This window comes from Nocardioides taihuensis (genome assembly GCF_042657275.1).
In the GTDB taxonomy this organism is placed as follows: domain Bacteria; phylum Actinomycetota; class Actinomycetes; order Propionibacteriales; family Nocardioidaceae; genus Nocardioides; species Nocardioides taihuensis.
The window spans coordinates 1-946 of record NZ_JBHSKD010000032.1 but is presented as its reverse complement, the minus strand read 5'-3'; the positions used below and the strand labels follow the sequence as shown (position 1 = coordinate 946).

The 946-nt window shown below is 66.6% G+C and carries 1 protein-coding gene; it reads left to right on the top strand.

Going from position 1 to position 946, the window contains the following annotated elements:
* Positions 1–40: 40 nt before the first annotated feature.
* Positions 41–946 (top strand): IS481 family transposase (locus ACFPGP_RS23815; protein ID WP_378594054.1); only part of this gene is annotated, 906 nt, incomplete at its 3' end.

The window sequence follows — 946 nt, the reverse complement described above, 5'->3', positions numbered from 1 at the left end:
ATGTGGCTTGTCGAAGGCCCACTCCAACCCGGAGGTTCTCGTGTCCCACGGTAGTGCCCGGCTGACCGTTCACGGTCGTCGGCTGATCGTCCAGCGCCACCAGGCCGGCTGGCCCCAAGCCCACATCGCCGCAGCGATGGGCGTCTCGCGCAAGTGTGTGAAGACCTGGATCGACCGCTACGCCAGCGAAGGTGAAGCCGGGCTGGTGACGCGGTCCTCGCGTCCCCACACGATGCCGACCAGGACCAGCGATGAGGTCGAGCAGAAGGTCCTGGCGGCCCGCGCCGAGCATCGCGAGGGTCCCGAGGTGCTCAGCGCGAAGGTCGGGGTGCCCGCGCGGACGGTGTCACGGATCCTGCGCCGCCACGACGTGCCCTATCTGCGTGAGTGCGATCCGATCACCGGCGATGTCATCCGATCCTCCAAACAGACCGCCGTGCGCTACGAGCGTGAACGACCCGGCGAGCTGGTGCACATGGACGTCAAGAAGATCGGCCGCATCCCCGACGGCGGGGGCTGGCGTGTTCACGGCCGCACCGTTGCTCGTGACCGCGTCAACGGCCCCGGCTACGACTACGTCCACTCACTGGTCGACGACCATTCCCGGTTGGCCTACTCAGAGATCCTGCCCGACGAGAAGGGGCCGACGTGTGCGCAGTTCCTCCGCCGAGCGATCGACTACTTCGCTGCCCACGGCATCACCGGGATCGAACGATTGATGACCGACAACGCCTGGGCCTACCGGTGGTCGCTACGAGCTATCTGCGTCGAGCACGACATCAAGCAGAAGTTCATCAAGCCCCACTGCCCCTGGCAGAACGGCAAGGTCGAGCGCCTGAACCGCACCCTGGCCACCGAGTGGGCCTACCGGCAGGTCTTCACCAGCAACGACGAGCGAACCGCGGCCCTTGCACCCTGGCTGGAGCACTACAACACTGAGCGCCGC